20 protein-coding genes and 1 pseudogene are annotated in these 23,555 nt (G+C 70.0%); 11 read left to right on the top strand and 10 right to left on the bottom strand.

The window, feature by feature from the left end; all coding sequences use genetic code 11:
* Positions 1 to 215 precede the first annotated feature (215 nt).
* A complete protein-coding gene (locus Q0C81_RS01220) occupies positions 216 to 1,322 on the top strand; it encodes an amino acid ABC transporter substrate-binding protein (RefSeq protein ID WP_291832442.1) in 1,107 nt (368 codons plus the stop codon).
* Positions 1,323 to 1,354: 32 nt separating this feature from the next.
* Positions 1,355 to 2,668 (top strand): dicarboxylate/amino acid:cation symporter, encoded by a 1,314-nt coding sequence (locus Q0C81_RS01215; protein ID WP_291832441.1) that lies wholly within the window; start codon positions 1,355 to 1,357, stop codon positions 2,666 to 2,668.
* Between the two features lie 132 nt (positions 2,669 to 2,800).
* Here Q0C81_RS01215 and sseA read toward each other — a convergent pair whose 3' ends face one another.
* Genes sseA through Q0C81_RS01200 form a run of 3 tightly spaced genes read right to left on the bottom strand, consistent with a single transcriptional unit; the run spans position 2,801 to position 6,392 of the window.
* Positions 2,801 to 3,655: a 3-mercaptopyruvate sulfurtransferase gene (gene sseA / locus Q0C81_RS01210; RefSeq protein WP_291832440.1), complete on the bottom strand. Its 855-nt coding sequence runs from the start codon at positions 3,653 to 3,655 to the stop codon at positions 2,801 to 2,803.
* A gap of 22 nt (positions 3,656 to 3,677) precedes the next feature.
* The gene (locus Q0C81_RS01205) at positions 3,678 to 4,898 is read right to left on the bottom strand and encodes a cyclopropane-fatty-acyl-phospholipid synthase family protein (protein WP_291832439.1); all 1,221 of its coding nucleotides are present in this window, start codon (positions 4,896 to 4,898) and stop codon (positions 3,678 to 3,680) included.
* A gap of 33 nt (positions 4,899 to 4,931) precedes the next feature.
* Positions 4,932 to 6,392, bottom strand: coding sequence for a deoxyribodipyrimidine photo-lyase (locus Q0C81_RS01200; RefSeq protein WP_291832438.1), 1,461 nt, complete (start codon positions 6,390 to 6,392; stop codon positions 4,932 to 4,934).
* Positions 6,393 to 6,502: 110 nt separating this feature from the next.
* Between Q0C81_RS01200 and kdsA the strand changes: the two genes are divergently transcribed.
* The 4 genes from kdsA to Q0C81_RS01180 are packed head-to-tail and all read left to right on the top strand — an operon-like array spanning position 6,503 to position 10,940.
* Positions 6,503 to 7,363, top strand: a complete 861-nt coding sequence (gene kdsA / locus Q0C81_RS01195; protein ID WP_291832437.1) for a 3-deoxy-8-phosphooctulonate synthase — start codon at positions 6,503 to 6,505, stop codon at positions 7,361 to 7,363.
* Positions 7,364 to 7,381: 18 nt separating this feature from the next.
* Positions 7,382 to 8,833, top strand: coding sequence for a D-glycero-beta-D-manno-heptose 1-phosphate adenylyltransferase (gene rfaE2, locus Q0C81_RS01190; RefSeq protein ID WP_291832436.1), 1,452 nt, complete (start codon positions 7,382 to 7,384; stop codon positions 8,831 to 8,833).
* A complete protein-coding gene (gene rfaD, locus Q0C81_RS01185) occupies positions 8,833 to 9,834 on the top strand; it encodes an ADP-glyceromanno-heptose 6-epimerase (protein WP_291832435.1) in 1,002 nt (333 codons plus the stop codon). Before rfaE2 ends, rfaD begins: the two co-directional genes overlap by 1 nt.
* Positions 9,831 to 10,940: a DUF3089 domain-containing protein gene (locus Q0C81_RS01180; RefSeq protein WP_291832433.1), complete on the top strand. Its 1,110-nt coding sequence runs from the start codon at positions 9,831 to 9,833 to the stop codon at positions 10,938 to 10,940. Before rfaD ends, Q0C81_RS01180 begins: the two co-directional genes overlap by 4 nt.
* Here Q0C81_RS01180 and recG read toward each other — a convergent pair.
* The gene (recG, locus tag Q0C81_RS01175) at positions 10,937 to 13,024 is read right to left on the bottom strand and encodes an ATP-dependent DNA helicase RecG (protein ID WP_291832432.1); all 2,088 of its coding nucleotides are present in this window, start codon (positions 13,022 to 13,024) and stop codon (positions 10,937 to 10,939) included. The two genes, Q0C81_RS01180 and recG, sit on opposite strands and share 4 nt — an antisense overlap.
* Positions 13,025 to 13,108: 84 nt before the next feature.
* Here recG and Q0C81_RS01170 point away from each other — a divergent pair, with 84 nt between their 5' ends.
* The 3 genes from Q0C81_RS01170 to Q0C81_RS01160 are packed head-to-tail and all read left to right on the top strand — an operon-like array spanning position 13,109 to position 17,366.
* Entirely contained in the window at positions 13,109 to 13,426 is a 318-nt protein-coding gene (locus Q0C81_RS01170; protein WP_291832429.1) for a succinate dehydrogenase assembly factor 2, read from the top strand.
* Entirely contained in the window at positions 13,426 to 16,875 is a 3,450-nt protein-coding gene (mfd, locus tag Q0C81_RS01165) for a transcription-repair coupling factor (protein ID WP_291832427.1), read from the top strand. The genes Q0C81_RS01170 and mfd overlap by 1 nt, the downstream gene beginning before the upstream one ends.
* On the top strand, positions 16,872 to 17,366 hold the full coding sequence (locus Q0C81_RS01160) for a GNAT family N-acetyltransferase (RefSeq protein ID WP_291832425.1): 495 nt from the start codon (positions 16,872 to 16,874) through the stop codon (positions 17,364 to 17,366). The genes mfd and Q0C81_RS01160 overlap by 4 nt, the downstream gene beginning before the upstream one ends.
* A 7-nt stretch (positions 17,367 to 17,373) precedes the next feature.
* Here Q0C81_RS01160 and Q0C81_RS01155 read toward each other — a convergent pair whose 3' ends face one another.
* From Q0C81_RS01155 to Q0C81_RS01140, 4 genes are read right to left on the bottom strand one after another with little or no spacing between them, the layout of a single operon-like run.
* On the bottom strand, positions 17,374 to 17,913 hold the full coding sequence (locus Q0C81_RS01155; RefSeq protein WP_291832422.1) for a GNAT family N-acetyltransferase: 540 nt from the start codon (positions 17,911 to 17,913) through the stop codon (positions 17,374 to 17,376).
* 1 nt (position 17,914) lies between these two features.
* Positions 17,915 to 18,643 (bottom strand): hypothetical protein, encoded by a 729-nt coding sequence (locus tag Q0C81_RS01150; RefSeq protein ID WP_291832420.1) that lies wholly within the window; start codon positions 18,641 to 18,643, stop codon positions 17,915 to 17,917.
* Between the two features lie 5 nt (positions 18,644 to 18,648).
* A complete protein-coding gene (locus Q0C81_RS01145; RefSeq protein ID WP_291832418.1) occupies positions 18,649 to 19,245 on the bottom strand; it encodes a helix-turn-helix domain-containing protein in 597 nt (198 codons plus the stop codon).
* A gap of 36 nt (positions 19,246 to 19,281) precedes the next feature.
* Positions 19,282 to 20,598, bottom strand: coding sequence for a diguanylate cyclase (locus Q0C81_RS01140; protein WP_291832416.1), 1,317 nt, complete (start codon positions 20,596 to 20,598; stop codon positions 19,282 to 19,284).
* A 198-nt stretch (positions 20,599 to 20,796) separates the two neighbouring features.
* Between Q0C81_RS01140 and Q0C81_RS01135 the strand changes: the two genes are divergently transcribed.
* The gene (locus tag Q0C81_RS01135; RefSeq protein WP_291832414.1) at positions 20,797 to 21,735 is read left to right on the top strand and encodes a YihY/virulence factor BrkB family protein; all 939 of its coding nucleotides are present in this window, start codon (positions 20,797 to 20,799) and stop codon (positions 21,733 to 21,735) included.
* Here Q0C81_RS01135 and Q0C81_RS01130 read toward each other — a convergent pair.
* Both Q0C81_RS01130 and Q0C81_RS01125 read right to left on the bottom strand, forming a co-directional pair.
* On the bottom strand, positions 21,698 to 21,931 hold the full coding sequence (locus Q0C81_RS01130; RefSeq protein WP_291832412.1) for a sulfurtransferase TusA family protein: 234 nt from the start codon (positions 21,929 to 21,931) through the stop codon (positions 21,698 to 21,700). The genes Q0C81_RS01135 and Q0C81_RS01130 overlap by 38 nt on opposite strands.
* Positions 21,928 to 22,419, bottom strand: a complete 492-nt coding sequence (locus Q0C81_RS01125; protein ID WP_291832410.1) for a CinA family protein — start codon at positions 22,417 to 22,419, stop codon at positions 21,928 to 21,930. Before Q0C81_RS01125 ends, Q0C81_RS01130 begins: the two co-directional genes overlap by 4 nt.
* Before the next feature lie 74 nt (positions 22,420 to 22,493).
* On the opposite strand from Q0C81_RS01125, the pseudogene Q0C81_RS01120 reads away from it, so the two are divergent.
* Positions 22,494 to 23,555, top strand: a pseudogene (locus Q0C81_RS01120) (spermidine synthase); the annotation flags it as partial.

Raw genomic sequence — 23,555 nt, 5'->3', positions numbered from 1 at the left:
GGGCGAATCGTTGAGCAGGGTCGAGGCCCGCTCGATCGGCGGCGACACCGGTCGGCGTCCGGACGCGGGTCCCGGCGTGCGGCGCGTGGCCCCGGCGATCAGGCGCGTACGGTCGGAACGGTCGGTCATCGGCGGCTCGCGGGGTTGCGGTTCAGGCCTCAAAGGCCTCTAAACGCACCGGGGCGCAAGTCTGACAGGCACTGACGAGGCGCGGAATGCGGACAGGCAGGACAGGGGTTCGAAAGCAGGCGCTTGCGCTGCTGCTGACGCTGGCGGTCGCCGCCTGCGGCCAGGGCGCGCCCAAGGACGAGACGCCGGAAGAGGCGGCCGCCCATCCGCCGACCGCCGCCCCGGCCTTCAACAGCCCGACCCTGCAGGCGATCAAGCGGCGCGGCCGGCTGAACTGCGGCGTGCACGAGGGGCTGGTCGGCTTCGCCTACACCGACAACCGCGGCCAGTGGCGCGGCTTCGACGCCGACTTCTGCCGCGCCCTGGCGGCGGCGGTGCTGGGCGATGCGAACGCGGTGCGCTTCGTGCCCCTGACCACCAGCCAGCGCTTCGAGGCCCTGCGCAGCGGCCGGGTCGACGTGCTGTGGCGCACCACCTCCTGGACCCTGTCGCGCGAGGCGCAGGAGGGGGTCCGCTTCGCCGGCATCAACTATTACGACGGCCAGGGCTTCCTGGTGCGGCGCTCGCTGACCCTGGCCAGCGCGACCGAGCTGAACGGCGCCCGGGTCTGCGTGCAGCGGGCCTCGACCAGCGAGCTGAACGTCGCCGACTGGTTCCGCGCCCGAGGCATCGAATACCGGCCCGTCGTCACCGCCAACGAGGAAGAGGCGCGCGAGGCCTATGCGCGCGAGGACTGTGACGCCTTCAGCGCCGACATCTCGGCCCTGGCCGCCGCCCGCACCCTGCTGCCCAATCCCGAACAGCACGCCATCCTGCCCGACGTCATCTCCAAGGAGCCGTTGGGCCCTGCGGTGAAGCGCGGCGACGAGGCCTGGACCTCGGTGGTCCGCTGGACCCTGAACGGGCTGATCCTGGCCGAGGAACTGGGCGTGACCCGACAGAACGCGGCCGCCATGGCCGACGACTCCCGCGATCCACGCATCCGCCGCCTGCTGGGCGCCGAGGGCGACTTCGGCCCCATGCTGGGGCTGTCGAAGTCGTGGATGAAGGATGCGCTCGTCGCCGAAGGCAACTATGGAGAAATCTTCGCCCGCAATGTGGGCGCGGATTCTTCGCTCGACCTCGCCCGCGGGCTCAATGCACAATGGAACCAGCGGCCCGCCGGCTTGATCTACGGTCTGCCGATCCGATAACGACGCGGCTCTAAAGCCGGGGGAACTTCTTCATGGAAACGACCAAAAAGGGCGGGATCGCTCTTCACTGGCTGATGCTGGCCGGCTTTGTGATCGGCCTGGCGGGCGGTCTGTGGGCCAATTTCGCCCTGCAGCCCACGGCGGACTGGTGGCCCGTGGTGATCGCCGGGACGATCGGCCAGATCTTCCTGAAGCTCCTCTTCATGATGGTCATTCCGTTGCTCTTCTCGGCCCTGGTGATCGGGGTGGCGGAGATGGGCGACCTGAAATCCCTGGGGCGCGCGGGGATCAAGACCCTGCTGCTGACCATCATCGTCTCGGGCGTCGCGGTGGTGATCGGCCTGGGCATGGTGAACTACTTCCGTCCGGGTGAGGGCGTTCCGGCCGATCTGGCCAAGCAGTTGCTGGCGCAGGGCGCGCAGGGCGCCAGCGAGATCGTCGAGAAGGCCCAGGGCGGCGTCCAGTTCGATCAGTTCTTCCTCGACCTGATCCCGTCCAACGTCGTCACGGCGGCGGCCGAGAACCAGATTCTGCCGGTGATGATCTTCGCCCTGTTCTTCGGGATCGGGCTGGTCATGGCCAAGTCGCCCCAGACCGACAATCTGCAGCGGACCGTCGAGGGCCTGCTGGAGGTCACGATGAAGCTGATCAACCTCTTCATCAAACTGGCTCCCATCGCCATCGCCTGCCTGATGTTCAAGCTGGCGGCGGTCTTCGGCTGGGACCTGCTGGTCCGTCTGGCCGCCTATGTCGGCGTGGCCGTGGGCGCGATGGCGATCCATATGTTCGTGGTCTACCCGCTGGTCGTCTGGATCGGGGGCGGCATGAATCCGCTGAAATTCTTCCGCGGCATCCGTGAGCCGATGGTGGTGGCCTTCTCGACCGCCTCGTCCAACGCCTCCCTGCCGGTGTCGCTGCGCGCCGCCGAGGAGCAGCTGGGCCTGCCGCGCAAGATCGCCCGCTTCGTGCTGACCGTCGGCGCCACCGCCAACCAGAACGGCACCGCCCTGTTCGAGGGAGTGACGGTCCTGTTCCTGGCCCAGTTCTTCGGCGTCGAGCTGTCGCTGACCCAGCAGGTCGTCGTCATGCTGGTCTGCATCCTGGGCGGCGTCGGCACCGCGGGCGTGCCGGCCGGCTCGCTGCCGGTGGTCGCCATGATCCTGGCCATGGTCCATGTGCCGGTGGAGGGGATCGGCCTGATCCTCGGCGTCGACCGCTTCCTCGACATGTGCCGCACCACGCTGAACGTCACCGGCGACCTGGTGCTGGCCACGGTGGTGTCGCGCGGCGAGACCGACGACGTTGTCCCCGACGACGCGCCCGAGCCGGTGGCTCCGGGCGCCTAGAGCCTGATCCGTTGAGGAGGAATCGCTTCGCGATTCCGCCGATGCGGTGAATCAGGCTCCAGATTTAAAGCGAGAGCCTGATTCACGCTTCAGCCGGAATCGCGAAGCGGTTCCGTCTAAAACGATCAGGCTCTAGGGGCCGGTGACGACGGGGCCGCCTTCGGGCGAGCCCCATTCGCTCCAGCTGCCGTCATAGAGCCGCGCCGAACGGCCCAGCTCGGCCAGGCCAAGGATCAGGATGGCGGCGGTGACGCCCGAGCCGCAGGTGGTGACGACCGGACGCTCGATGTCCACGCCCGCGTCACGGAAGGCGGCTTCCAGGGCGTCGCCGCGCTTCATCGTTCCGCCCGGGGTCAGCAGCGAGCCATAGGGCAGGTTCAGCGCGCCCGGCATGTGTCCGGGCCGCACCCCGGGCCGGGGCTCGGACGCCTCGCCCCGGAAGCGGGCGGCTCCCCGGGCGTCGACCACCTGGGTCCCGTCGTCCAGGGCGGTCCGCACATCCTCCAGCGCGGTCCGCACATCCTCCAGCGCGGCGACGGCGGACGCTTCGAAATCCGGGCTGAACACGGCGAAGTCCGGCCGGGGCGGCAGCCCGTCCTCGACCGGCAGGTCCCGCGCCCGCCAGGCGGGCAGGCCGCCGTCCAGCACCCGCACGTCGCGGGCGCCCATGATCTTCAGCATCCACCAGACGCGCGCCGCCGAGAACAGGCCGGCCGTGTCGTAGACGACGATGCGGTTCCGGTCCGACAGGCCCAGCACGCCCGCCGAGGCCGCGAAGGCCGCAGGCGCGGGCAGGGTGTGGGGCAGGGGGCTGTCCGGGTCGGACACGGCGTCCAGGTCCAGGAAGACCGCGCCCGGAATGTGCGCCTGCGCGAAGTCCGCGCGGGCGTCCCGGCCGTCCAGATGCCAGCTGGCGTCCACGATGCGCAGGTTCGGATCGCCCAGGCGGGCGGCGAGGTCGTCGGCGGAGATCAGGGGGGAGGTCATGGGGCCGCCTATGCGCCTGGCGTCAGGCCTTCGCCAGCGCCAGCTGGACCACGTCCGTCCGGCGCGACCGGAAGCCCGCCTCGCAATAGGCCAGGTAGAAGCGCCACAGGCGGCGGAACCGCTCGTCGAACCCGGCCATGCGGCCGACTTCGCCCCAGGCCGCCTGGAACCGCTCGTCCCACAGCTTCAGGGTCTCGGCGTAGTCGAGCCCGAAGCGTTCGATCGCCTGCCAGCCCAGCCCCGCCTGCTCGATCACCGGCTTCAGGCTGGCCTCGGAGGGCAGCATGCCCCCCGGGAAGACGTATTTCTGGATGAAGTCCGTCCGCTTGGCGTAGCCGCCGAACAGGGCGTCATCGATGGTGATGATCTGCAGGCCCGCCCGGCCCCCGGGCGCGAGGACCTCGTGGATCTTGCCGAAATAAGCGGGCCAGTATTCCTGGCCCACGGCCTCGAACATCTCGATGGAGGCGACCCGGTCGAACTGCCCGCGCACGTCGCGATAGTCGATCAGCTGGATGTCGGCCTTGTCCGACAGGCCGGCGTCGAACAGCCGCTGCTTGGCGAAATCGTACTGCTGCTGCGAGATGGTGATGCCGGTGACCGTGGCCCCAACCTCGCGCGCGGCGAATTCGGCGAAGCCGCCCCAGCCGCAACCGATCTCCAGCACGCTCTGGCCGGACCGCAGATCCATCAGCCGGGCCAGGGCGGCGTATTTCTCGCGCTGCGCCGCTTCCAGGGCCATGTCGGGCGCCGCGAACCGGGCCGACGAATAGGTCATCGAGGGGTCCAGCCAGGCGGCGTAGAAGGCGTTGCCCAGGTCGTAGTGGGCATGAATGTTCTTGCGCGAGCCCGAGCGGCTGTTGCGGTTCATCCGGTGCGACAGCCAGTTGACCGCCTTCATCACCGGATGCCCATCGAACAGGCGGCGGATGCTGTCGTAGTTGTGGGCCAGCACCTCCAGCAGGGGCGCCAGGTGCGGCGTCTCCCACTCGGCGGCCATGTAGCCCTCGGCGAAACCGATGTCCCCACTCGCCAGTACGCGGCGGGCGAAACGGTAGTCGCGAATGTCGAGGACGGCCGAGGGGCCGGGCTGTTCGCCCTCCAGCCGATGGGTCTCGCCGTTGGGCAGCAGGACCGTCAGCCGTCCGAAGGTCCAGTTGGCGCTCAGAAGGCGCAGGAACAGCGCGAACCCGCGTGGGGTGCGGGCGGTGATCTGATGCAGATCGGTAGTGACCGACGTCATGACTGAAGATGTTGGGTGGCCGACCCCCGCGCGTCAATGGCCTGGATCGTCGTGACGGGCAGCCGTGATCGTCCGTAGGGCCTCGAGCGCGCGGTCGCGGGCCTCCGCATGATCAAGGATCGGTCGGGGATAGTCGTGGCCGAGCCGAAGACCGATCCCGCGCATGATTTCCGGCGGAGCGGTCCAGGGCGCATGCAGCCACTTGTCGGGAAGCGCCGCGATCTCGGGGACCCAGCGGCGGACATATTGTCCCTTGGCATCGAACTTCGTCCCCTGGGTCACCGGATTGAACACTCTGAAATACGGCGCCGCGTCCGCTCCGGATGCCGCAACCCACTGCCAATTCTGAACATTGCTTGCCAGATCAGCGTCAACGAGAGTGTCGCGGAACCAGGCTTCGCCTTTCCGCCAATCAATCAGAAGGTCTTTCACCAGGAACGAGGCGACGATCATCCGGACGCGATTGTGCATCCAGCCGGTGGTCCACAGCTGCCGCATCCCGGCATCGACGATCGGATAGCCGGTCCGGCCTCTCCGCCAGGCCTCGAGCCCCTCCGGATCGTCGCGCCACGGCATGGCGTCGTACTCGGGTCTGAACGCCGTGTCCGTCATCTGCGGGAAGTGGTGCAACAGATGTGCGGAGAAGTCGCGCCAGCCCAGCTCGGCGGTGAATTTGTCCGCTTCCGATGACGGCGCGCGACCGTCGGCGGCGGCGGCGCGAACCTGCTGGATCGCCCGCCATGGATGGATCTCGCCGAAGTGCAGATGCGGGGACAGGCGGCTGCAGCCGGGCGCCGCCGGATAGTCACGGTCACGACTGTAGGCTTTCAGCCCGCCGTTGACGAAAGTTGAGAGCGCCGCCGACGCTCCGGCCTCGCCCGGCGTCCAGTCGAAGCCCGTTGACCAATCCGGTTTCGAAGGATGCAAACCCCAGCGGTCCAGGGATTCGCTCTTGATCCAGGCGGGGGTGTCCAGACGGCGCGGACCGGTCGTGTGCGCCGGGGGTTCGGCAGCGGCGAGCAGGCTTTTCAGAAACGGCGTGAAGACCTTGTAGGGCGACCCTGATCCGTTCAGCACGCCTCCGGGGCGGCACATCAGCGTACCGTTCCAGCCCCGCACCTCGACGTTTTCGGCCTTGAGCGAATGGGCGATATCCGCGTCGCGGGCGAACAGTTCAGGCTCGAACCGGCGGTTCAGGAAAACGGCTCCGGCGCCGGTTTCTCCGATCAGCCGACGCAGCTCGGCTTCCGAATCACCCGACCGCAGGATCAGTCTCGAACCCCGCGTCTGCAGGCTTTCGTCGAGGGCCCGCAGGGACTTGTCCAGCCACCAGAGCGACGCCGCCCCGCCCCGGTCCTGAACCGGGCCCCCATCGTGGATATAGAGCGGAATGACCGGCGCGCCGGTCTCCGCGGCGTGATTGAGGGCTGGATTGTCGGCCAGTCGAAGGTCGCGGCGAAACCAGAGGATCACGGGTGTCGGTCTGGTGGTCATGCGGTCGGCCTCCGTGGTAGCTTGCGAACCTCAACATCGAACGCCACCTGATCGCCGCATAGGTGCGGCAAGGGCCGTGCGTCGCCAAGCCGCTTCTTCGGGAATTCGCCGTGTCCAAGCCCAACGCCGTCATCGACATCAAGGGCGTCGCCCGTCCCGTCAGCATCGGCGGCAATCAGCGCATCGTCTTCATCGCCGGCCCCTGCCAGCTGGAGAGCCGCGATCACGCGCTGGAGATGGCGCATGCGCTCAAGGAGATCGGCGAGCGGCTGAACGTCGGCATCATCTACAAGACCAGCTTCGACAAGGCGAACCGCACCAGCGCCACCGCGGCGCGCGGTTTCGGCCTGGAGGGCTCGCTGCCGATCTTCGCTGAAATCCGCGAGAGCGTCGGCCTGCCGGTCCTGACCGATGTCCACACCGAGGAGCATTGCCGCATCGCCGCCGAGGTCGTCGACGTGCTGCAAATCCCGGCCTTCCTGAGCCGCCAGACCGACCTGCTGCTGGCCGCCGCCGCCACCGGCAAGGTCATCAACATCAAGAAGGGCCAGTTCCTGGCGCCGTGGGACATGAAGAACGTCATCGCCAAGGTCGTCGGCGCGGGCAATCCGAACGTCATGGCCTGCGAGCGCGGCGCCAGCTTCGGCTACAACACCCTGGTCAGCGATATGCGCGCCCTGCCGATCCTGCGCGAGATCGGCTGTCCGGTCGTCTTCGACGCCACCCATTCGGTCCAGCAGCCGGGCGGGCAGGGCACGTCGTCGGGCGGCCAGCGCGAGTTCGTGCCGGTCCTCGCCCGCGCCGCCGTGGCCGTCGGCGTGGACGCCGTCTTCATGGAAACCCACCAGGATCCGGACAACGCCCCCTCGGACGGCCCGAACATGGTGCCGCTGAACGAGTTCGAAGCCCTGGCCGCCGACCTGATCGCCTACGACGACCTGTCGAAGGCGCGGATGGCGAAGGTCGCGTGAATCCGATAGTTCGGTCGCATGGCTGAACGCACGCTCGATCTCGGGGAACTGCAGGCGCTTCTGGAGCGCGTGCGCGGGCTGAAGGTCGCTTGCGTCGGCGACCTGATGCTGGACCGCTACGTCTATGGCGAGGTCAGCCGCATCTCGCCCGAGGCGCCCATTCCCGTGCTCAAGACCAAGCGGCGCATCGCCATGCCGGGCGGGGTGGGCAATGTCGCCCGCAACGTCGCCGCGCTGGGCGGGGTCGCCCGTCTCGGCGCGGTGGCCGGTCAGGATCCCGCCGGCGACGAACTGGTCGCGCTGATCGCGGCCGAGGACGGCATTGAGGACGCGATCGAGCGCCGCGCCGGCTCGGCCACCATCGTCAAGACTCGCTTCGTCGCCGCCGGCCAGCAACTGCTGCGGCTCGACGAGGAGGCGGCGCCTTTGATGGCGACAGAAAGCGAAGCTTTTACAGGGTCATCTGTCTATCTGTTGTCAGACTACGCCAAGGGCGCGGTAAGCGATTTGCTGATCGCCCAGGCGCTTTCGGCGGCCCGTGACAGCGGCGCGCCGGTGATCGTGGACCCCAAGGGTCGCGACTTCGCCCGCTACGGCGCGGTCGACCTGATCAAGCCCAACGCCAGCGAACTGGCCGGCGCCACCGGCCTGCCGGTCGACACCGACGCCGAGGTCGAGGCGGCGCTGAAGGCCCTGCTGGACGCGACCACGGCCCGGGCCATCGTCGTCACCCGCGCCGGCAAGGGCATGAGCCTGATGAGGCGCGGCGGCGCGGCGAAGCATTTCCCCGGCCGCGCGCGCGAGGTGTTCGATGTCTCGGGCGCCGGCGACACCGGCCTGGCGGCGCTGGGGCTCGCCCTGGGCGCGGGCGTGTCGCTGGAGACGGCGGTCGAGTTCGCCATCCTCGCCTCGGGCGTGGTGGTCGGCAAGGCGGGCACCGCCGTGGTCAGCCCGGCCGAGTTGATCGACGCCGAGATGAGCCAGCACGCCTCGGGCGCCCACGCCAAGGTCATGCCGCTGGAGGAACTGGCGCACGTGGTCGAGGGCTGGAAGCGTCAGGGTCTGAGGGTCGGTTTCACCAACGGCTGTTTCGACATCCTGCACCGCGGCCACGTCGCCTATCTGGCGCAGGCCCGGTCGTGGTGCGACCGGCTGGTGGTGGCTCTGAACACCGACGCCTCGGTGCGCGCGCTCAAGGGCGAGGGCCGGCCGATCAACGATCTGGACAGCCGCGCCGTGGTCATCGGCGGCCTGCAGTCCGTGGACCGCGTCACCAGCTTCGACGAGTCCACGCCGCTGGCCCTGATCGAACGCTTGCGTCCCGACGTCCTGATCAAGGGCGCGGACTACACCCGCGAGGGCGTAGTCGGCGGCGATCTGGTCGAGAGCTGGGGCGGCGAGGTCAGGCTGGCCACCTTCAAGGACGGCTATTCCACCACCCGCACGATTGAAAAGATGAAGGCTGACTGATGGCGCGTCGGATGATCGTGGTGACCGGCGGCGCGGGCTTCATCGGCTCCAACATCGTCGCGCGCCTGTGCGCCGACGACCGTCGCGACATCGTCGTCTGCGACCGTATGGAAGAGGCGGCGCTGGGCAAGTGGAAGAACCTGGCCAAGCACCCGATCGCCGACTTCTGGCAGCCCGAGGAGCTGTTCGAACAGCTGGAGCGCCACGCGGACGCCGTCGAGGCCGTCGTCCACATGGGCGCCATCTCCTCGACGACCGAGGCCGACGCCGACCTGATCATGCGCACCAACTTCAGCCTGTCCCGCGACCTGTGGGACTGGTGCGCCCTGCGCGACGCGCGGCTGATCTACGCCTCCTCGGCGGCCACCTACGGCGACGGCGAGGGCGGGTTCGAGGATGACGACAGTCTTGAAGGCCTGTCTTCGCTCAGGCCTCTAAACGCCTACGGCTATTCAAAAATGCTGTTCGACCAGTATGCAGCGCGGCAGTCGGATCGCGGCCAGTCGCCGAGCCAGTGGGCGGGGCTGAAATTTTTCAACGTCTACGGCCCCAACGAGTACCACAAGGGCGGCATGAAGTCGGTCGTGGCCCAGATCTGGCCCAAGGTGCAGGCCGGAGAGCCGGTCACCCTGTTCCGCTCGCACAATCCGAACTACGCCGACGGCGGCCAGCTGCGTGACTTCGTCTTCGTGGACGATGTGGTTGATATCATCGACTGGCTGTTGGAGACGCCGCACGTCTCGGGCGTGTTCAACGCCGGTTCGGGCCAGGCCCGCTCCTTCCTCGACCTGGCCAACGCCACCTTCGCGGCGGCGGGCAAGACGCCGGCGGTCGAGTATGTCGACACCCCGCTGTCGATCCGCGACAAGTATCAGTACTTCACCGAGGCCCGGATGGAGCGCGTCCGCGCCGCCGGCTACAGCGGCCAGTCGACGCCGCTGGAGGAGGGGGTCCGCCGCTATGTGCAGGACTTCCTGATGCAGCCGGACGCCTACCGGTGAGCGGTCGCGGGCCGACATTGCGCCAGTGTGTCGGCTATCTCGGCATCGGCTTCGTCGTCCTCATCGTCATCGCGCTCGTCGTCTTCCGTGGCGATATCCTGAAGGCGGGACTGGACCCCAAGGTGCCGTTCCAGACCTATACGCCGCCGCCCGCGCCCGACTATCGCGCGCCCGCCGCCTGGGCCCTGCTGGAGGCGCGCGCGCCGGAGTCCGGGCCCGCGGCGGTCTTCTTCGTCCACTCCACCACCTATGACGGCGGCCGCGACTGGAACGGTCCGATCGGCGAGCCGCGCGGCGAACGCTGGCTGAAGGAGGTGGTCCTGCCCAACTACGCCGGGCCGTTCGCGCGCGCCGGCGCCGTCAGCGCGCCGCGCTACCGGCAGGGCAGCCTCTACACCCGCCTGACGCTGCGGGAGGACGCCCGCGAGGCTCGGGCCTTCGCCTATGTCGACGTGGCCGCGGCCTTCGAGGCCTGGCTGAAGCATCATCCTGCGGGACCGCTGGTGCTGGCCGGGACCGAGCAGGGCGGCGAGCTGGTCGAACGGTTGGTGCGCGAGCGCGTGGCCGGAGACGCCGCGCTGCGCTCACGCGTCGTCGCCGTCTATCTGATGGATGTGATCGCCGCGGCGGACGCCCTGTCGCCCGCCGTGCCGGCCTGCGCCCGCCGGGATCAGGTCGGCTGCATCGTCGGCTGGTCGCCGGTTGGCGAGAACAACGACGGCGCGGCGCGGCGCCGCCTGAACCGGGCCCTGGTCTGGGACGGGCGCGGCCGGCTGATCACCCTGGACGGCCGCCCGGCCCTTTGCGTCAACCCGATCACCGGCTCGACCGACCTGGCGCCGGTCGCCGCCCGAGCCCAGCGCGGCGTGACCAACGCCACCGGGCTGGAGTGGGGCGCCCGCCCGGCCCTGATGGCGCGCGAAGTGGCCGCCCAGTGCCGCGAGGGCCTGCTGCGCCACACCGAGCCCAAGCTGGAATCCCTGAAGCTGACCGGAAGCTGGGCGGATCGCAGAAAGTCTCGCCCGTACAATCTCTTCTACGGTGATGTTGAGGCGGACGTTCTGACGCGGCTGGCCGTCTGGCAGATGGCCCATCGGGCGAGCTAGTCCAAGCCGGACCGGTCGTTGCGCCAGTCGAACAGGGCCTCCAGCACCTTGACCGCCTCCCCGCGGGGCGACAGCAGGTCCGGGTCGCGGCCCAGCACCAGCCGCGCGTCGTCCGCCGCCGCCAGCATCAGCGAGCGATGCCGGATCGGATCGGCGAACCGATAGGCCGGGAAGCCGCTTTGCTTGAGTCCCAGCGGATCGCCGCCGCCGCGCAGCCGGAAATCCTCCTCGGCGATCTCGAAACCGTCCTCGGTGCGGCGCAGGGTCTCCAGCCGGGTCTTGGCCGTTTCTCCCAGTCCGTCGTCCCCGCCGCCGTACAGCAGCAGGCAGGTGCTCGCCTTGGACCCCCGTCCGACCCGGCCCCGAAGCTGGTGCAGCTGGGCCAGGCCGAAGCGGTCGGCGTGTTCGATGACCATGATCGAGGCGTTGGGCACGTCGACTCCGACCTCGACGACCGTGGTGGCGACCAGCAGGGGCGTGCGCCCGTCGGCGAAGTCGGCCATCACCGCCTCGCGCTCCGCCCCCGGCATCTGGCCGTGGGCCAGGCCCACCTCGATCTGCAGGATGCGGCGCAGGTCGGCGGCGCGGGCCTCGGCGGCGGCCAGATCGCTGGCCTCGCTCTCGGCCACCAGCGGACAGATCCAGTAGGCCTGCGCCCCGGAATCCAGCGCCGCCTTCAGCCGCTTGGCCACCTCGCCGATGCGCGCCAGCGGCAGGACGGCGGTCGTCACCGGCGTTCGGCCCGGCGGCTTTTCGGTCAGGCGCGACACGTCCAGTTCGCCGTACTGGGTCAGCTCCAGGGTGCGCGGGATCGGCGTGGCCGACATGGTCAGCAGGTGGACGCCGCCGGTGCGCGGATCGCCCTTGGCCTGCAGCCGCTGGCGCTCGTTGACCCCGAACCGGTGCTGCTCGTCGATCACCGCCAGCGCCAGCCGGTCGAAGCGCACGGCGTCCTGGAACAGGGCATGGGTGCCGATGGCCACCTTCGCTTCGCCCGAGGCCAGGGCGGCCAGGCGCGGACGGCGCTCGGCGGGGGTGTCGCGTCCGGTCAGCAGCACCGTCGGGACCCCGGCGGCCTCCAGCGTCGGCGCCAGCCGCTGATAGTGCTGGCGGGCCAGGATCTCGGTCGGCGCCATCAGCGCGGCCTGGAAGCCGGACGCGGCCGCATCGGCCAGCGCCAGCGCCGCCACCACCGTCTTGCCCGAGCCCACGTCGCCCTGCAGCAGCCGGCCCATCTGCTCGCCCGAGGCCAGGTCGCGGCGGATCTCGGCCACCGCCTGCGCTTGCGCGCCCGTCAGGGTGAAGGGCAGGGCGGCCAGCAGCCGCGCCGACGCCTCGCCCGGCGTGATCACTGGCGCCGGCGTGATCTGCCGCGCCCGTCGGCGCCGGGCCAGGGCCAGCTGGTGCGCGAACAGCTCGTCATAGGCCAGCCGCTCGCGGGCCGGGGCGCCCGGGTCCAGGTCCGCTTCGCCGGTGGGCGCGTGCAGTCGTCCGATGGCCTCGCGCCAGCCGCTCCAGCGTTGCTTGGCCAGCCAGGCTGGGTCCTGCCATTCCGGCAGGTCCGGCGCCGAGGCCATCGCCGCCTGCACCAGCTTGCGCACCACGCGCGAAGTCAGGCCCTGCGTCGCCGGATAGACCGGCTCGACCGCCGCGATCTCATCGGCCTCGGTCGGCTTGAACACGTCCGGATGGACGATCTGGACCTCGTTGTTGAATCGTTCGACCTTGCCCGTGACCAGCCGCGTCTCGCCGCGCGGCAGCAGCCGGTCGATATGCTGGCCCGACCCGCCGAACCAGATCAGGTGGACGAAGCCGGTTCCGTCGATGGCGCGCACCTTGATCGGCGCGCCGGGCTTGCCGGGCAGGATCAGCCGGTCGATCGTGACCTCGAAGATCCCGACCTGTCCCTCGACCGCGTCGATCGCCGTCATCGGGCGGCGGACCACCACTCCGGACGGCGGCAGGAACAGCAGGTCGCGGACCAGCGGCCCGGCCAGCTTCTGGACGAGCGGCAGCACCTTGGGCCCCACGCCCTTCAGGGTGGAGACCTCGGCGAACAGCGGAAAGAGAATCTGGGGCCGCATACGCCTCAGCATAGCTGGCGAAACGGCCTCTGGAACGCTATCTGCTGCGTCCTGTTTGAAGATATGGACCGGGCAAGGATTCTTGTGGCCGATACGAACGCGCGTCTGAACGAAGCCCAACGGACCCGGCTGGGCCGCATCGCCTTCCGGGCGTGGCGGCGCGGCTTCCGTGAGGCCGACCTGGTGCTGGGCCCGTTCGCCGACCAGGTGGGGCCGACGCTGACCGAGGCCGAACTGGATCTGTTCGAGGCCCTGCTGATGGAGGACGACGACCATGCCCTCTACGCCTGGATCATCCAGACCGCCCCCACGCCTGAAAAGTATGACGGAAGCCTGATGACGAAGATCCGCGCCTTCATGGCCGCGCACGTCGCCGCCGAAGTCGCCAAGGGCGCCGGTTGATGGACGCCGTGATCCCCAAACGCAGCGATCAGGAGCTGGGCGGCGCCCCTGAGGGCCTCGACGCCCTGACCGTGGCCGGACGCCTGCGCGCCGACGGCGGCGTCGGCCTGTTCGTGGCCCGCGACTACGCCCGCATGGGCGAGTTCGTTCAGGCCTTCCGCTTCTTCGCCGGCGACATCGAGGTGGTGGAGTTCCCCGCCTGGGACTGCCTGCCTTACGACCGGCTCAGCCCGACCTCTTCGGTCTCGGCCGAGCGGATGGCCGCCTTGACCAAGCTGGCCGGCCGCGACGCCGGCGACCGCCGCCCGACCCTGGTCGTCACCACCGTCGGCGGCGTCACCCAGCGCACCCCGCCGCGCGAGATCACCTGCGGCGCGGGCTTCGAGGCCACCGTCGGCCTCGACCTCGATACGGCGGCGCTGGAGCGCTATTTCGCGGCCAACGGCTACCTGCGCGCCTCCACCGTGTCCGAACGGGGCGAGTTCGCCGTGCGCGGCGGCGTGGTTGACGTGTATCCGCCGGGCTTCGAGGAGCCGGTGCGCCTGGACATGTTCGGCTCCGAGCTGGAATCGATCCGCACCTTCGACCCGGCCACCCAGCGCTCGACCGGCCAGATGCGCCACGTCTCGCTGGCCCCGGTGTCCGAGGCCCTTCTGACGCCGGAAGCCATCTCGCGCTTCCGCACCGGCTATCTGAACCTGTTCGGCGCCGGCGGCGACGACCCCCTCTATGTGGCGGTCAGCGAGGGCGCACGGCGTCAGGGCATGGAGCACTGGCTGCCCCTGTTCTACGAGCGGCTCGAGACCCTGTTCGACTATCTGCCGGACGACGCCCCGGTCTTCCTCGACAACCAGGCCGAGGCCGCGCGGGCCGAGCGCTGGACCCTGACCGCCGACGCCTGGGAAGCGCGCCGCGACGCCTCGCGCAGCAAGGGCGGGGCCGCCAACAGGGCCCTGCCGCCCGAGCGCCTCTATCTGCCGGACGCCGACTGGAACAGCGCGCTGGCGGGCCGCACCGTGCGCCGGCTGTCCCCTTTCGCCGCCGGCGGCGAGGATGCGGGCGGCCGCCTGGGCCGCAGCTTCGCGGCTGAGCGGGCGCAGGACAGCATCAATCTTTTCGAGGCCGTCGCCCGCCACGCCCAGGCGCTGAAGGACGGCGGCAAGCGCGTCCTGTTCGCCTCCTGGACCGAGGGCTCGTCCGAACGCCTGGCCTCCATGCTGGCCGACCACGGGCTGGAGCACGTCGTCGCCGTGCGCGACTGGGCCGACGTCCAGAAGGCGCCGGACGGCCTCTACCTGCGCGGCGTCCTGCCGGTCGAACACGGCTTCGAGACGGACGCCATCGCCGTCATCTCCGAGACCGACATCCTCGGCGATCGACTGGCGCGGCCGCGCAAGAAGCGCCGGGCATCCAACTTCCTGGCCGAGGCTTCGGCCCTGACCACGGGCGACCTCGTCGTCCACCTCGACCACGGCATCGGCCGCTACGAGGGGCTGAAGACGCTGGAGATCCAGGACGCCCCGCACGACTGTCTGGAGCTGATGTACGCGGGCGAGAGCAAGCTCTACCTGCCGGTCGAGAACATCGACCTGCTGACCCGCTACGGCTCGGACACCGACGGCGCCCAGCTGGACCGGCTGGGGGGCGCGGGCTGGCAGGCGCGCAAGGCCAAGGCCAAGCAGCGCCTGCGCGACATGGCCGAAGGGCTCATCGCCCTGGCCGCCAAGCGCGCCCTGCGCACCTCCGAGGCCATCACCCCGCCGCAGGGCCTGTTCGACGAGTTCTGCGCCCGCTTCCCCTATGAGGAGACGGACGACCAGCTCAACGCCATCGGCGACGTGCTGGAGGATCTGGGCAAGGGCACGCCGATGGATCGCCTGATCTGCGGCGATGTCGGCTTCGGCAAGACCGAGGTGGCGCTGCGCGCCGCCTTCGTGGTGGCCATGAGCGGCCAGCAGGTCGCGGTGGTCTGCCCGACGACCCTACTGGCCCGCCAGCACTTCAAGACCTTCTCGGAGCGGTTCGCCGGCTGGCCGATCACCGTGCGCCACCTGTCGCGCATGGTCACCGCCAAGGACGCGTCGGAAACCCGCGCGGGCCTGAAGGACGGGACCTTCGAGATCGTCGTCGGCACCCATGCGGTGCTCAGCGAACAGGTCGGGTTCAAGGACCTGGGCCTGGTGATCGTCGACGAGGAGCAGCACTTCGGGGTCAAGCACAAGGAGAAGCTCAAGTCGCTTCGCGCCGACGTGCACCTGCTGACCCTGACCGCCACCCCGATCCCGCGCACCCTGCAGATGGCCCTGTCGGGCATCCGCGAGATGTCGATCATCGCTACCCCGCCGGTCGATCGCCTGGCGGTGCGCACCTACGTCACGCCGTGGGATCCGGTGCTGGTCCGCGAGGCCCTGCTGCGCGAGAAATACCGCGGCGGCCAGGCCTACTATGTCGTGCCGCGCCTCAACGACCTGCCGGACATCGAGAAATTCCTGCGCGAGCAGGTGCCGGAGATCAAGTTCGTGGTCGGCCACGGCCAGATGTCGCCGACCCAGCTCGAGGAGGTGATGAGCGCCTTCTATGACGGCACTTACGACCTGCTGTTGTCGACTACGATCGTTGAGTCCGGACTTGATGTTCCGACAGCCAACACCTTGATCGTGCACAGGGCGGACATGTTCGGCCTGGCCCAGCTTCACCAGATCCGCGGCCGCATCGGCCGGGCAAAGGCGCGCGCCTTCGCCTATCTGACCACGGACGCCAGGAAGCCGCTGTCCCTGTCGTCGGAGCGCCGTCTGCAGGTGCTGCAGTCGCTGGACAACCTCGGCGCCGGCTTCCAGCTGGCCAGCCACGACCTGGACCAGCGCGGCGGCGGCAATCTGCTGGGCGACGAACAGTCGGGCCACATCCGCGAGGTCGGCGTCGAACTCTACCAGCAGATGCTGGAAGACGCCGTCGCCAGCCTGCGTGAAGCGGGCGAAGAGGTCGTCGACCGCGGCTGGTCTCCGGCCATCAATGTCGGCGCGGCTGTTTTGATTCCAGAGGATTATGTCCCTGATCTCAACGTTCGTCTCAGCCTATATCGCCGTCTGTCGGACGCCGAGAACACCGAGGGCCGCGAGGCCCTGGCCGCCGAACTGATCGACCGCTTCGGCCCGCTGCCGGACGAGGCGAAGCAGCTGCTGCGCATCGTCGGCATCAAGGCGAACTGCAAGATCGCCCATGTCGAACGCATCGATGTCGGGCCCAAGGGCGCCGTTCTGACCTTGAGGAATGGGAGTTTCCCGAACCCGATGGGTCTGGTCGGCCTGATCCAGAAGAACCACGCCTTCTGGAAGATCCGGCCCGACCAGAAGATCGTCGTGAAGGGCGATTGGGACACCGCCGAGGACCGGCTGAAGGTCGCCGAGCGCATCACCGCCGATCTGGCCCGGGTGGCGGGGGCGGCGTGACCGTGCGGGTGCGCGAGGCGACGGACGCCGACTGGCCGGCCATCTGGCCGATCGTCGAGGCCGTGGTGCGCGCGGGCGAGACCTACACCTATCCGCGCGACCTGACCGAGGCCGCCGGCCGGGCGATCTGGATGCAGGCGCCGCCGGGCGTGACGCTGGTGGCGCTGGACGACGACGGCCGCGTTCTGGGAACGGCCAAGACCGGCCCGAACCAGATGGGGCCTGGCGCGCACGTGGCGACGGCCAGCTTCATGACCGCGCCAGAGGCCCGGGGACGGGGCGTCGGACGCGCGCTCGGCGAGGCGGTGATCGCGCATGCGAGCCGCAAGGGATTTCGCGCCATGCAGTTCAACGCCGTCGTCGAGGCGAACCACGGCGCGGTCCGCCTGTGGCGGGCGCTCGGCTTCGAAATCCTCGCCACCATCCCGGAGGCGTTCGATCATCCGACCGAAGGCCTGGTCGGCCTGCATGTCATGCATCGGCGGCTCTGACCGCCGGTCAGTCCGGCCGGTCGATGCGGTACAGGACGTGCGGGCGCAGCGGATGGCCGACGGGGACCGTGTCGTCCTCGAAGGCGGCGTCGGCGATCTCGGTCATTCCCGACTTCACCATGGCGCGGCGGGACGGCGTGTTGACGGCGGAGGTGTAGCCGATCACCGCGGTCGCGCCGAGCGCGGTCCAGGCGTGGTTGAAGACGGTCCTGGAGATTTCGCCCGCATAGCCCTGGCCCCGGACGGCGCGGTCCAGGATCCAGCCGATCTCCAGCGGCCAGGCCCGCAGGGCGGCGGGCTCGGGCCGGGACAGGCCCGCGCCGCCGATCAGGACGCCGTCCGCCCTGCGCTCGACGGCCACGAAGCCGAAGCCGTCGCGCGCCAGGTCGCTGATCGCCTGGTCGATCAGGTCGTCGGTCTCCGTCCGGTCCAGGACGGCCGGATAGTAGAAGCGCCGGACCTCCGGGTCGGCGTTGATCGCCGCGAAGGGCGCGTGATCCCGGTCCTCCCACGGGCGCAGCAGCAGCCGTTCGGTCCGCAGCCTCACCTCAACAGCCGGGGGCCTGGGTTTCGAACCGCTCGTCCCACCAGGCCTGCCAACGGGCCTGCAGGTCCGCGCGCGCGGCTTCGGACAGGTCGTAGGTCGTCAGGGTCAGCATGGTGAAGCCGTTCGGCTTCTTCTCGGTCGCGGGTTCGTCCACGACGACCAGAAGCCCGTCGCCCCAGGCGTCGACGGAGACGCCCAGCTGGTGGCGGGCGACGAACCACACCTGGCCCGAGGCGGCGTCCGGACCCAGCGGGCCTGACCACGGCTCGCCCGGCGCCGGCGCGGCGTCGAGGCCCAGCAGGGAGCGGCCCAGCCGGTCCGCGCGCGGGGCGCCCGAGAAGAAGATCGTGCGGCGTGGCTCCAGGTCGTGCCGGGCGAAGGCGAAGGCCAGCTGCCAGGTGAAGGAAATCCACCCCTCGATCATGCCGTCGAAGACGTCCGACCAGGACCCGGCGGGCGCGGACCGGACCACCCGGACGACGCTGGCTTCGCCGCGGGCCTCGACCTCATAGCGGTCATTGACGCCGACGAAGGTCACGGTCCGCGTCGCTTCGTCCGCCGCGGCGTGGGTGACGAAGATGAAGTCGATCTCGTCCTTCAGCCCGTCGGTTTCCCAGCCGAACCAGTGCTTGATCTTCTGCGGATCGCGCAGGGCCGCCCAGACGGCGTCGGCGGGGGCGGGCACGGTGACTTCGACCAGGACGTGGTCTTCCATGGGCTGTTCGGTCATGGCGGTCAGTTCCTTGTAGAGGCGGGTTTGACGACGGCCGGATGGGCCGCGGCGGTCAGGCGGTAACGGCGACCCCCGGGGGCCGAATACTGGCGGGCGAGCCTGGCCACGGCGTCGGCGACGTCGCGGGAGAAGGCGTCGAAATCGGCGGGCGCGGCGAAGCTCATGTCGGCCTCGACCGTCAGGGTCAGCAGGCGCGATCCTTCCGCATCGGCGGCCTCGCGCATCCGGGCCACGTCCCGGACCATGGCCGAGGCGGTATTGATCAGGTGGCCGGCGGCGTGGCGGTCCTGCGCCTCGATCGCATCCGGGTCGGGCAGGGCCTGCAGCAGGGCGGGGTCCAGCACATAGTTTTCGGCGGCCACGAACAGCCGTTCGGTGAAGCCGCGCTTCTTGCGCTCGCCCGCCAGCCGGACCAGGCCCGCGTCCTCCAGCGCCTTCAGGTGGTAGCCGATCTTCTGGCGCGGCATCTCAAGCCGCTCCGCCAGCCCGGCGGCCGAGGCGGGCTCGACCAGCGACGCCAGGATGCGGCGCCGGATCGGCGCCAGCGCCAGATGGGCGGCGTCCAGATCATCGAGCAGGGAGGATGGCCGGGGCGTCATGCCTCGAACCTGCATTAGACAAATAAAGTTGTCAAATTAGCGTTGGGAAACGCCCACGTCGGCGGAGGCGCGCTCCAGCACCACGGCGGGGGACTCGCCCGGCATGACCTCGGCCACCCCGACCTCGAACTCGACCACGAAGGGCGAGCGGTCGGGACCGGCGTCGAAGGCGGTGCAGCTGATCACCGCCGCGATGCGGTCGGCGGCGATGCGGGCGGCCGGGCCCCGGGTGGCGGGCAGGGCCAGGGCGAAGACGTCGGCCGACAGGCGCGCGGCGGTGTCCTCGGTGCGGATCAGGCGAGAGACCATGGCCCCGATCTGGGGCAGGGCGCGATCCAGCCAGCCGCCTTCGCGGGCGCTGACCACGGCCTCGGTCTCGGCCACCCGCAGGACGGCCACGGACAGGGGGCGGCGGCGCATGCGTGCGCCCTCGGCCACCCGCGCCAGGTGGCTGGCGAACAGTTCACGGGTGAACAGGCCGGTCGAGGGGTCGGTCAGGCCCGAGCCCCGCGCGCTCTCCAGCGCCCGGCGGATGGCGACATGGCGGCGGTGCGCCCGCGCCAGCGCCACGATCCGGCTGGCCGTCTCCTCCTCGGGCGTGTCGGCGGCGGCTACGTCGGCGAAGCCGCGATTGTACAGCTCGGCCAGATTGATCTCGCCGGAGCCGCGCAGATAGAGCACCGCGGGCACGTGATACAGGCGGGTGTTGCGCTTCATGCCCGAGGCGATGGACAGGGCCGGGGCGTGGTCCTCGGCGCCCCACAGCACGGCGGCGTCGAACGGGCGCTCATGCAGATAGTCAAAGGCGGTGTAGGGCGTCGGCGCGGCCACGACATCGCAGCCCAGCGCGGTCAGGGCGTTGGACAGGGCCAGGAAATACCGGTCCGGCTTGCCCGCCGCCAGCACGCGCAGGGGCGTGGCCTCGATCTCGGCCAGGGCCAGGGGCTCGCCGCGGGCGGCGAAGGTGGCCTCACGCAGGCTGACCTCTTCCTCGGCGATGGCGGTGCGCACCAGGTTTTCCAGCCGCAGGGCCGCCTGGGCCGCGTGCGGCGCGTGCGACATGGAGATATCGGACAGGCCCGGCTCCCAGTCGGCGGTCGCCGCGCCGATGGCCATCACCGGCAAACGGCGCGGCGAGACGGTCTGGTGCATGGCCCGGACGCCTTCCTGGGCGTCTGTCAGCGAGGCGTCCAGGATGACGGCCTCCAGCGGCCAGTCGATCAGCACCTGCACGGCGCCGGCCAGGGAACGGGCGGTGACGGTGCGCCAGCCGAGGGCGTCCAGCCCCTGACACAGGGGGCCGACCAGGCCGTCGTCGGGTGCGACGACCAGAATGCGCGGATCAGATGCCAACGGATGGACTCTCCGGACCGCCTCCAACCCCCGGGGCGATCTCATTGGCGGGGACCATAGCGATGACCCCCGTCGGGAAGCAACGGGCGAGGCTGCGGATTCTCCCCGCGCCCGTTCGCCCCGTTCCCATGTGGCCGAATTGAGGTAAACGTCGTCCCTTGGGTGGCTACGGGTACGGGTTTGCAGGCGAAATCTGAAATGGACGCGGCGGTGCGCTGGGCGACGCCGATGCTGTGGGGACGGCTCGCGGTCCGGGCCTTCACGCGCAGCTGGGGCCGCGACGTCATGCTCTACACGGGCGGGGTGTCCTTCTTCGCCCTGCTGGCCGTCTTCCCCGCCATCGCTATCCTGATCGGCTTCTACAAGGTCGTGCTGTCGATCGGCCAGGTCAGCGAGCAGGCCGCGGCGCTCGCCGACGTCATGCCCCATGCGGCCCGCGCCATCTTTCAGCAGGAGATCGAGCGGCTGGCCAGCGCCTCGGCCCGCACCGTCTCGGCCCAGAGCTTCTTCGCCCTCGTCATCGGCGGGTACGCCGCCCACCGCGGCTTCAAGGCCCTGCTGGCGGGCCTCAACCTGATCCACGACGAGACCGAGCCGCACGGCTTCTTCAAGTTCAATCTGCTGGCCTTCTTCGTGGCCCTGTTCGCCTTCGCCCTGTTCACCGTGGTGTCGGGCGCGGTCGTGACCTCGCGCCTGCTGGAGCACACCGGGCCGGGCGCGGCGCCGACCGGCGGCGGATGGCTGTCGCTTGATGGATTGTGGCCCGCCGTCGGCCTCGCGATCGGCCTGACCATGCTCTACCGCTACGCCATGTCCCACCGCACGCCGGTGGCCTGGGCGCCGTCGATCGCAGGCGGGCTGGTGGCGACGGTGATGTCGACCATCTCGTCCTGGCTGTGCGCCATCTATGTCGAGCAGATCGCCCCGCTGGGCGCGACCTACGGGTCGGTCGGCGCCGTCGTGGTGCTGCTGATCTGGCTGTCGTGGAACGTCAACGCCATCTTCTACGGCGGCGCCTTCACCACCGAGATGGAGATCGCCGCCCGCTCCATGGGCGCGCCGGACCTGGAGCCGGAGGGCGAGACCTCCGAGACCGTGGTCAGCCTGTCGGAGCGCCGGGCGTCTCGACCGCGATAGTCAGGACGCCGTCCGCCTCGTCGATCGACACCACCCGCCCGCCGAGGTCCTGCATCAGGAAGGGCACGTCGATGCGCGCCATCGGATCGGTGGCCAGCAGGGTGATCCGGGTCCCCGGTGCCGCCGCGTGGAACGCCTTCTGAAGCTTCAGGCTGGGGGTCGGGCAGCGATGGCCGCGCGCATCGACGACGGTCATGCGCCGATCCGGTCCAGCAGCAGGCCCAGCGCCACGCGCACGCTCTCCAGCCGCACCGCCTCGCGCCCGATGTCGCCGAAGCGGCGCTCGGCATGGATCACGCCCGCTGGTCCGGCGGCGGCGAAATGCACCAGTCCGACCGGCTTGTCGTCTGATCCGCCGCCCGGCCCGGCGATGCCGGTGACCGCCACCGACACCTGCGCCCGCGACCGCGCCACGGCGCCCGCGGCCATGGCCCGGGCCACCGGCTCGGACACCGCGCCATGGGCCTCGATCAGGGCGGCCGGCACGGCGACGAGATCGCTCTTGGCCTCGTTGCTGTACGTCACGAAGCCCCGGTCCACGACCGCCGACGATCCGGCGATGGCCGTCAGCGCCCCGGCGACCAGGCCGCCCGTGCAGCTTTCGGCCGTGGCGGCCATCAGCCCCCTGGCGGCGGCCTCGGTAATCACCTGTTGAGCAAGGGCGGCGATATCGTCGGGGAACATCAGGGCTTTCCGAAGCGGCGGCGAGTCGGGCTAGGGTGACCCGCGTCATACGGGCGCCAGCATACGGGGCGGGCATGAGCGACACCACCATCGACACGGCCGCGCCGCCCGCCGACCGCTTGACGCCCCTGCTGTTCGCGGTCGCGATCTTCACCTCGGCGTCGCTGGTCTTCGTGGTCCAGCCCATGGTGACCAAGCTGGTGCTGCCCATGCTGGGCGGCTCGCCGTCGGTGTGGAACACCGCCATGGTCTTCTTCCAGGCGGCGCTGCTGGCCGGCTACGGCTACGCCCACGCCGTGCAGAAGATCGGCTCGATCAAGCTGCAGGTCACCGTCCATCTGGTGCTGCTGACCTGCGCGGCCCTGTTCCTGCCGCTGCACATCAACGGCTGGCTGGGCGATCCCGAACCCGCCGCGCCGATCGGGTGGCTGCTGGGCACTCTGGCCCTGTCGGTGGGCGCGCCCTTCGCCATCCTGTCGGCCACCGCGCCCCTGCTTCAAGCCTGGTTCGCCCGGGTCCGCGCCGGTCATGCGGACGGCAAGAATCCCTATGTGCTGTACGCCGCCTCCAACCTGGGCAGCTTCCTGGCGCTGCTGTCCTATCCGGTTCTGATCGAGCCGCTGTCGACCCTGTCCGCCCAGCGTCTCGGCTGGAGCGGCGGCTACGCCGTCTTCATGAACCTGATCGCCCTGCTGGCCTTCGTGGTCTGGAGCCGCCGGGTCGACCGCGCCGCCGAGCCCGCGGCGCTGGAGAAGAGCGCGCCGATCCCGTGGCGCGAGAAGGGCGTGCTCGTCCTGCTCGCCGCCGCGCCGTCCAGCCTGATGCTGGGCGTCACCGCCCACCTGTCCACCGACGTGGCCTCGGCGCCCTTCCTGTGGGTCATCCCGCTGGCGCTCTACCTGCTGACCTTCGTCATCGCCTTCCAGAACAAGCCCTGGATCCCGCTGCCCATCACCCTGATCGTCCAGGGCGCGGTCGGGGCGGTCTGCGTGCTGCTGGTCGCCTTCCGCTCGGCCAACTGGGGTCTGGCGTTCGGCATCAATATCATCGCCTTCTTCTTCGCCGCCCTGATGTGCCACCAGCTGCTGGCCAAGCGGCGGCCCGCGCCGGATCGGCTGACCGAATTCTACCTGCTG

It is taken from the genome of Brevundimonas sp., assembly GCF_023259385.1.
In the GTDB taxonomy this organism is placed as follows: Bacteria; Pseudomonadota; Alphaproteobacteria; order Caulobacterales; family Caulobacteraceae; genus Brevundimonas.
The sequence above is the reverse complement of the archived record's forward strand: the minus strand, read 5'-3'. Positions and strand labels throughout refer to the sequence as shown.

Coding starts and splice junctions, on each gene's coding strand:
- Q0C81_RS01220 (WP_291832442.1), top strand. CDS start 216: ATGCGGACAGGCAGGACAGGGGTTCGAAAGCAGGCGCTTGCGCTGCTG.
- Q0C81_RS01215 (WP_291832441.1), top strand. CDS start 1,355: ATGGAAACGACCAAAAAGGGCGGGATCGCTCTTCACTGGCTGATGCTG.
- sseA (WP_291832440.1), bottom strand. CDS start 3,655: ATGACCTCCCCCCTGATCTCCGCCGACGACCTCGCCGCCCGCCTGGGC.
- Q0C81_RS01205 (WP_291832439.1), bottom strand. CDS start 4,898: ATGACGTCGGTCACTACCGATCTGCATCAGATCACCGCCCGCACCCCA.
- Q0C81_RS01200 (WP_291832438.1), bottom strand. CDS start 6,392: ATGACCACCAGACCGACACCCGTGATCCTCTGGTTTCGCCGCGACCTT.
- rfaE2 (WP_291832436.1), top strand. CDS start 7,382: ATGGCTGAACGCACGCTCGATCTCGGGGAACTGCAGGCGCTTCTGGAG.
- rfaD (WP_291832435.1), top strand. CDS start 8,833: ATGGCGCGTCGGATGATCGTGGTGACCGGCGGCGCGGGCTTCATCGGC.
- recG (WP_291832432.1), bottom strand. CDS start 13,024: ATGCGGCCCCAGATTCTCTTTCCGCTGTTCGCCGAGGTCTCCACCCTG.
- mfd (WP_291832427.1), top strand. CDS start 13,426: ATGGACGCCGTGATCCCCAAACGCAGCGATCAGGAGCTGGGCGGCGCC.
- Q0C81_RS01150 (WP_291832420.1), bottom strand. CDS start 18,643: ATGACCGAACAGCCCATGGAAGACCACGTCCTGGTCGAAGTCACCGTG.
- Q0C81_RS01145 (WP_291832418.1), bottom strand. CDS start 19,245: ATGACGCCCCGGCCATCCTCCCTGCTCGATGATCTGGACGCCGCCCAT.
- Q0C81_RS01135 (WP_291832414.1), top strand. CDS start 20,797: ATGGACGCGGCGGTGCGCTGGGCGACGCCGATGCTGTGGGGACGGCTC.
- Q0C81_RS01130 (WP_291832412.1), bottom strand. CDS start 21,931: ATGACCGTCGTCGATGCGCGCGGCCATCGCTGCCCGACCCCCAGCCTG.
- Q0C81_RS01125 (WP_291832410.1), bottom strand. CDS start 22,419: ATGTTCCCCGACGATATCGCCGCCCTTGCTCAACAGGTGATTACCGAG.